The sequence below is a fragment of the Nocardiopsis protaetiae genome (genome assembly GCF_045446735.1).
In the GTDB taxonomy this organism is placed as follows: Bacteria; Actinomycetota; Actinomycetes; order Streptosporangiales; family Streptosporangiaceae; genus Nocardiopsis; species Nocardiopsis protaetiae.
The window spans coordinates 1-5,775 of sequence record NZ_JBJJBV010000368.1 but is presented as its reverse complement, the minus strand read 5'-3'; the positions used below and the strand labels follow the sequence as shown (position 1 = coordinate 5,775).

Below are 5,775 nucleotides of genomic sequence, written 5' to 3'. Positions count from 1 at the left end.
GGGGATCAGCAGTCGCAGGCGGTGGTCACCCACGCGCTGCAACGTGCCTCACCGCCCTGCAGACAGCACTGGCGGCGCTGCGTGTACACGCGGCGGGAGCAGGTGCTGCTGATGCAGCGGTACTGGTAGCCGCACGGGGCTGCCGCGGCCTGGGCCTCGGCCCGGGGGGTGAGACGTTCGAGGATCCGGTCAGCGAAACGAAGGAGGGGGGAGGCCTTCATGAACAACCTTTCTCTCATCACCCCCTACCGAGGGCGACAGAAGCACCATAAAGGTTTGATGTCCTATTACGCCAGGATTGTTGACTCGGTCACTGGGAGTTAACAAAAGCAATGGGAACAGTGGAAACCACAGAAGCAGCAGAAACATCAGAAGCGCCAGAAACAAAGGATGATGGGATCCACGCGTTCCATGAATCCACTGATCAAAACGCGTGATCACCCTTGTTGCGGTGTGCGAACGCCGGCGCCCGGCGTCGACCTGTCCTGTCGAAGGGGTCCTGTCCGCGCCCCCGGTCGGCCGGTTCCGATCGTCCACAAAGGAAGTCCGCCTCGATGCCCTCGTGTATATGAAAAACTCGCATGATGGTGTTGCGTTTTTATTCGTCCCTGGTATGCGAGAAGTGTGGGAACTTTCTATCGACAGGGCACCATTCGGGTCGTGGTACCGAAACGGTGCAGGGTGTGCCGGACCTGGCCACTCCCGCTCTGGGCATCATCCGCATCAAGGGGGACGGCAAGGGGCGGCACCCCTCCCTACGCCGTCACCGTCGTATCCCGGCCCTGCTCTGACCCGTCCCCCCGCCCCGGGCGGGCGCCGTCACCGTTCGAGGCCCACCCGGTCGAGCCCGGCCACGAACCGCCGCCTGCGCCGGTGTTCGTTGCGCAGCCCGTCGACGAACGCCCGCCCCTCCTCCGCTCGCTCCAGACGCTCATCGCAGCCGTGTTCGACGGCGGCTCCCGCGCGCTCCCTCCGTGCAGCAGAACCTCGACCAGGGCGCCGGGGCGGCCCCCGGGCGGGGCCGCCGCCACCCGACTCCCCGCGGCCTCGACATGGACCTCCACGAACCGGTGTGCGGCCCCGCCCACGTGCCCCCGGAGTCGTCGACGCGCAGTGCCCGGTCGATCAGGGCGTGCGGGGCGTTCCGGTCCGCCCTGCCGCCCGCCCAGACGGCCGCGCGCAGCTCCGGGACATGTCGGCGGCCGGCGGAGTGAGTTCCACCCGGTAGGGGAGGGAGACGGTGACGGTGCCGCGCACCGTGTCCCTGTCCACGGCCAGGCCGATGCTCTCGGAGACGTGGTCGACACCGGCAGGTGCGCCCGGTCACGGTTCGGCAGGGTCACCGGGTCAGGGTCCACCCGCCCTCGGCGGTGATGGCCAGCAGCATGGTCCCCTCGACGAGGCGCGCCTGCCCGCTGTACGGACCGATCTCGTTGACCAGCAGGTCCCGATCGCTGTCGGTGTACGCCCAGATCGCGAAATTGCTCTCACCGCCGTAGTCGATGTCCAGCACCGTCAGGCCCTCGGGTTCCCATTCCATGAACAGGACCTCGTCACCGTCACCGGCGGCCTCGTCGTCCCCCGACGGCCACCGCTCGGTCTCCTCCAGCGGTTTCAGCGACACCTCCCAGGTCCCGTCCGCACTGATGTCGAGCGCGGCGAGGTCCTCGCCGACGAGGACGTTGTACAGCACCGTTCCCTCGTAGGGGCCGATGGTGTTCACCAGGAGGTCCTGCTCCTCGCCACGGGAGTCGATCGCCCACACGGCGAAGTTGGAGGAGCCCTGGTGGCTGAAGCTCGCCACCCGGGGCTGGTCGTGCTCGACCACCTCCAGGACGGTGTCGCCGGAACCGTCGTACTCCAGCGTCTCGGCCGGGTCGAGCTGAGCCGGTGCCGCCGCGATCACGAACGGGACCGTGAACGCCAGTGCGGCCAATGCCGGTGTGAAGCGCTCTCGGGTGTGCTCGCCGATGCCGTTCATGGTGCCCCCGTTCGCCCCGGCCGGGTGGACGGGGTCCTACCAGAATCCCTCCGACCTGTGCCGACGTCACCGGATCCGACCCTTCCCGGGAACGCTCTTTGCCCTGTTCGGAGTCCTGTGGCGGCTCCGGAGGCCTCGGGTCGGCGGTCGGGGCCGCGGAACTACGAGAAACCCACCCCGTGCTTCACAGTTTTCTTTTAACTTGGTTGACTGAGTTCACAATGAATGCAGTAGCATCTCTTGTGTACGCGAGAAATGAGTTCACGCACCCGAGCTTCCTCCTGTGGGGTCCCTGTGGATGCTTCCCTTGTTCCCGATGGTGTGCGCGGCGACCCGCAGCACATCCGTGTCGGCCCGGCGGTCCTCGGCGGCCGTGACACCTCCTGCCCCGTCCGGCTCTCCCTCAAGGCCCGCCCCGCGCTGAGCCCGAAGATCCGCTTGCGGCGCCGGGAAGGACCGGTCGCCGAGGACTTCCCCCTCGGCCCGGTCCAGGAGGCCATCGACCGCCTGGAGTTCGGCCACCCGGAGTCCGGCGCCCGGGACGGGGACCCCGTACGCTCCCTCTCCGCCAAGGCCCTGCGCCACGGCGGCCTGGCCCGCTACGCCGAGCACGCCGTGAACACCTACTGTTCACACCTGCGCAAGCACGACGACCACCACCTGCGCCCGGTGCGCGGCCGCTGGGTCGTCCAGAGGCAGGGACCGAACTCCCCCTTGTGGGAGGCCTACCACTGGGGCCGCCAGTACGAGAGCCCGGACGGAACGCACCGTGAGTTCCGCTTCCTGCGGACAGGGCCGGCCGCGCCCGAGCGGCGCACCCCGGCCGAGACCGCGCTGGCCGCCTACGTCACTGCTTTCGGCACCCTCGACCCGCACCCCGGCGGATGGTGGGAGCCCTTCCGCCCCGGCCCCTCGGGCCTGGACGCCACGGCCGAATCCGGGCGCGGCCTCGCCCTGGTCGACGCGTTGGCCACCTCCTGGGGCGACAACGGCATCGCCGACCACCGCCAGGTGTGGTTCTTCCTGGCCTACGACCTGACCGACAACCCCTGGACCACCGCGGCCTGAACAGACGCCTTCACGCCCCGGAACGTGAAAAGGGCCCAGGAGAGCGCGGCAACGCTCCCCAGGGCCTCACAATCCCGAAACCACACTGCGACATGTAAGAAAGCAGGATCGATGACGCATACTATCCCGCGCCCCCGACCCCCGCTCGAACCCCTGGCCAAACGCCCCGGCGCCCGCGGCCCGCACTGCCCGGCCTGCGAACACCCCTCCTGCCGCCGCTTCCGCGCCCGGGACCTCCCCCTCCTGGGCGGCCACCGCGCCGAGTTCCTGCGCGAGCACCGCCACGCCGCCACCCTCCAGGCCCGGTACCCACACCTGGTCATCTGGTTCGGCGAGGCCACCGGCTCCTACTGGGTCGCCTCCGCCGCCGGCCTCACCGAGGTCCCGGACCGCGCCACCCTCACCCGCCTGTTGGCCCCCCTCCCCACCAGGCCCTGACCCCGCCCCCGGCGCATGACGGCCGGTCCTCCCCGCACGAGGAGGACCGGCCGAATCGTTGTCGCCGACGTGTCATACCCGGTCAGGGGAGCTGTACATATTCCAAGTACTCGTTCACGAGCGCATGGATCTCGTATCTGTGCGCTTCGACGAAGTCACCCAACTGGTACGGCATGCCATCAGGACGAACGAAAGGGGAGTCGCAGTGCGGGCCGGGTACATGTACCAGGCGGCCCTCCTCCATCACGTACATTCCCGTCACCTGCGGCCGACCGGTTCCGGTGCTCATGTCGACCAGTACATGGCGCAGCCCCAGGAGTCCCAACAGCGTCGGGTCGACCGTCCAGACCTCTCCGGACTGCCGGTACACCCAGTAGTGGAGGGGATCGGAGAAGACGAACCGGACGAGTCGTCTCACGTCGGGTCGGTAGCGTCCGTCCCAGGCCAGTATGCCGAGCGTCGATCGTTGGATTCCTCTCATGTCACCCTGGAAGAATCGTTCCGTGTCGCCGACGAGTGCCGTGATTCCCGGAGTATAGAACTCGAAGGGGAGCGAGGGATTCGTACTCCCCCAGAGCAGCGTTTGCACCAGATCGCATGGATTGTAGACGCCGACCCGGACATTGGTGTGGGAGGAGTCCGCAGCGACCTCCGCGAACCAGCAGCGCATCAGCGCGGACCAGTCCTCGTTCCCGGAGAGCGCTTCCAGAACCTCGTCGGTGAAACTCGCCCAACGGGGTCGGATGCGCGGATCGGCCGAGCCGCTGTAGCGGACCTGCGACCTGTTGCCCGCGCTGTTGCCCTTTCCGCTGACGGCGTTGCACAGATCTCTGTCCTCCCAAGCATCGGAGGTGGCATAGATTCCGGTACGACGGATCTGCCTCAGTTCCCACAGGTGATCTTCGAGAAGCGCCGAGAACTTGTCCGGTGATCCCTGCTCCACCTCCACCGAACCGATGCCGTGCCTGTGGATGTGGTGGCTCGCGCGATACTCGGCAGGGCAGCCCTGGTATTCGTTGGGGACGTCGAAGTAGGGGTTGTCCTCATCGCCCTCACCGGGGACGACATCGAGTTCCTTCTGTAGTTCGGCGAGTTCGGGGATGATCCGTCCGATCGCGTAGTACAGGGCGAACCCGCAGACCACCCGGTCGTGTGCCGCCACCCGGTCGAAGTCGAAGCCCACCAGGTGGTGTGCCCGGGCCTGTGCCGCCAACGTGACCAGTCGCCCCCAACCGAGCTCACGGTCCTGCTCGCTTCGGTAGAAGCCCACCAACTGGACGCGTGTGGGCCTGAGGTCGAAGGGCTCGGGCAGGAAGTCGACGGGTTCGATCTGAAGGACCGCGCCATCGGCTCCCGCGGAGATCGCGTAACCCCGAAGGTCGTAGTCCCAATCCCGAGCCAGGTTGCTCGCCGGCGTGAGCAGATCGTGCCATGTGGTGGAGACGATGATGGCGCGGATCTGGTCTTTGGGAATCCCCTTCTCGCGGCGCAGCAACTCTGTGTACTTGGCGACCTCATGCAGTGCTTGACGTGCGGTTTCTCCGGACCGCTTCAATTCGATGACGACCCACATGTCGCCCTTGTCGCGGGCCAGGATGTCGACGAATCCGCGTGCGCCGTTGGAGTTGGGGACATGATACTCGGTGCGTACCGTTCTCAGTCCTGGTTCGATCATTTCCAGATGCGCTGCCAGGAAGTCGCGAATATGTTTTTCATGTGCCGTCACGCTGGCCGACGATACTGGATACCATCGGTGTCTTCTGCATCGCCTCTGGTGAATGCGGACTGAGAGAGTCGACTCATGGATATGGTCGGCCCCGGTCGCCTTCCGCGTCGTGGCCTGCTTCGACCTCGATTCGTCGATGGATCACGGTCGCTGGGCGGTCAGGGTGGTGGTCAGACCGCTTGTGCCGGCGGAGACGGGTGGGTCGGCCGGTCCAGAAGCGGCGGCGTTCGGTGGCCACGGTCCGGCGGTGCTTGATCCGGTTGTGCGCCGCGCAGAGGGGTTGGAGGTTGTCGGCGCGGGTGGGCCCGCCCTGGAAGAACTCCACGATGTGGTCGGCCTGGCACCAGCGCAGCGGCCGGTCGCATCCGGTCGGCCAGGCGCAGGCGGTGTGGCGGGCGAAGGCCGCCGCGCGCATTGCGGGGGAGGCCAGTCGCCGTTCTTCTCCCACGTGGGTCGCGGTGCCGTTGTGGTCGGTGAAGAGCGGGCGGACGGTGGCCCGGGTCAACCATGCGCGCAGGACGGAGAGGGGTAGCGCCTGCCCGGTGTCGGTGACCGGCGTTCC

General features: G+C 67.4%; 5 protein-coding genes. 2 read left to right on the top strand and 3 right to left on the bottom strand.

Translation table 11 applies throughout. The annotated features are described in order from the left end of the window. Positions 1-1,339: 1,339 nt before the first annotated feature. Entirely contained in the window at positions 1,340-1,981 is a 642-nt protein-coding gene (locus ACJOT3_RS32055) for a hypothetical protein (RefSeq protein WP_406976882.1), read from the bottom strand. 294 nt (positions 1,982-2,275) lie between these two features. Here ACJOT3_RS32055 and ACJOT3_RS32050 point away from each other — a divergent pair, with 294 nt between their 5' ends. Both ACJOT3_RS32050 and ACJOT3_RS32045 read left to right on the top strand, forming a co-directional pair. Then, entirely contained in the window at positions 2,276-3,049 is a 774-nt protein-coding gene (locus ACJOT3_RS32050; RefSeq protein ID WP_406976881.1) for a hypothetical protein, read from the top strand. 111 nt (positions 3,050-3,160) lie between these two features. Continuing rightward, positions 3,161-3,487 carry a hypothetical protein gene (locus tag ACJOT3_RS32045; protein ID WP_406976880.1) on the top strand — a complete coding sequence of 109 codons (327 nt, stop codon included), beginning with the start codon at positions 3,161-3,163 and terminating at the stop codon, positions 3,485-3,487. An 82-nt stretch (positions 3,488-3,569) separates the two neighbouring features. Here the strand turns inward: ACJOT3_RS32045 and ACJOT3_RS32040 are convergent, their stop codons facing one another. Beyond that, entirely contained in the window at positions 3,570-5,213 is a 1,644-nt protein-coding gene (locus tag ACJOT3_RS32040; RefSeq protein WP_406976879.1) for an endonuclease NucS domain-containing protein, read from the bottom strand. A 73-nt stretch (positions 5,214-5,286) separates the two neighbouring features. Further along, positions 5,287-5,775, bottom strand: a 489-nt coding sequence (locus tag ACJOT3_RS32035; RefSeq protein ID WP_406976878.1) for an HNH endonuclease signature motif containing protein, incomplete at its 5' end; no start/stop codon positions are given.